Consider the following 1416-nt stretch of genomic DNA (forward strand, 5'->3'; position numbering starts at 1 on the left):
GGTAGTGTAAAATTCTTTGTGTAAGTATATATTCAACTGTATCGAGTTAATACCACCAGCAGGTGGAGTGAAGTGAGGCGGAGCGTAGCGGAGCCGAACGGAACGACACCTGCTGGGTACGGCGGCTGGATTTGCCCCCGATATTTTTTAACTTTGAATACAGTACCATGGACAATCAACAACCACAATTCTCGAAGGAGTTCTTCAAGCAGTTTAAGAACAAAGAGGAGTTTCACGCCTTTTTCAATAGCCTGTTTAAGCAGGGTGTGGAAGAAATGCTGAAGGGAGAACTCGATGAACATCTTGGTTATGAGAAACATAGCCCTGAAGGAAGAAACTCAGGTAATAGCCGCAATGGCTCTTACAAAAAGAAAATTAAGACAGAATCTCTCGGCGACCTTGCCCTTAATATTCCCCGTGATCGTAATAGTGAGTTTGACCCAGTCCTTATTCCCAAGGGACAACGGATGAGTGATAAGCTGGAAGAGGCTATTATCGGCATGTACAGCCGCGGAATGACAACCTCAGACATTAGTGATCAGGTGAAAGAGGTATACGGTGTAGACGTAAGCGAAGGCACCATTTCCAATGTCACTAATCGTATCTCGGAGCATGTAAAAAGCTGGCAGAACAGGGTTCTTGAGCCTGTTTACTTTATGGTCTGGATGGATGGAATAGTGCTGAAAGTCAAGCAAAACGGTAAGTATATCAACAAATGCATATACCTGGTAATCGGACTGAAAAATGATGGGTTGAAAGAAGTGTTGGGCATGTGGATGGCAGAAACTGAATCCGCCTCCTTCTGGATGAGCGTTTTAACCGATTTAAAGGCTCGAGGAGTAGAGGATATATTAATTGCCTGCACTGATAACTTAAAAGGCTTTACAGATGCTATTAAGGGTGTATTCCCACAAACAATTACCCAGCTGTGTGTTGTCCATCAGATCCGCAATAGCTGTAAATATGTGGTATGGAAGGACAGGAAAGAGTTTTGTGCTGATCTGAAGGAAGTTTATGGAGCGCCTAATCGTGCAGCTGCAGAGCATGCGTTAGTCGCTTGTTCTGATAAGTGGGGGGCTAAATACAGACATGCCATTCAATCGTGGGAGAACAACTGGGATAATCTTACCAGCTACTTTGACTTCCCAATGGAGATCCGCAAGATCATGTATACCACAAATACCATCGAAAATCTTAATAGGGGCATCCGCAAGTATACTAAGACCAAAGTTCAATTTACGGATGATGCTGCGGCTCAAAAGGCCGTTTACCTGGCTATCATGAACATTGAAAAAAAATGGAGCATGCCTATCCATAACTGGGGGCTGGTGCTCCATCAATATTTAACTATTTTTGAAAACAGATGTCGGATTTGATCAGTTGACTATGTGTTTACACAATATATTTTATAGTCTC

At 43.1% G+C, this 1416-nt stretch carries 1 protein-coding gene; it reads left to right on the forward strand.

Annotation, left to right across the window (positions count from 1 at the left end; all coding sequences use genetic code 11):
* Positions 1–167: 167 nt before the first annotated feature.
* Positions 168–1376, forward strand: coding sequence for an IS256 family transposase (locus CLV42_RS33635; RefSeq protein WP_106606329.1), 1209 nt, complete (start codon positions 168–170; stop codon positions 1374–1376).
* Positions 1377–1416: the final 40 nt, after the last annotated feature.

This window comes from Chitinophaga ginsengisoli (genome assembly GCF_003014595.1).
In the GTDB taxonomy this organism is placed as follows: domain Bacteria; phylum Bacteroidota; class Bacteroidia; order Chitinophagales; family Chitinophagaceae; genus Chitinophaga; species Chitinophaga ginsengisoli.

Coding starts and splice junctions, on each gene's coding strand:
- CLV42_RS33635 (WP_106606329.1), top strand. CDS start 168: ATGGACAATCAACAACCACAATTCTCGAAGGAGTTCTTCAAGCAGTTT.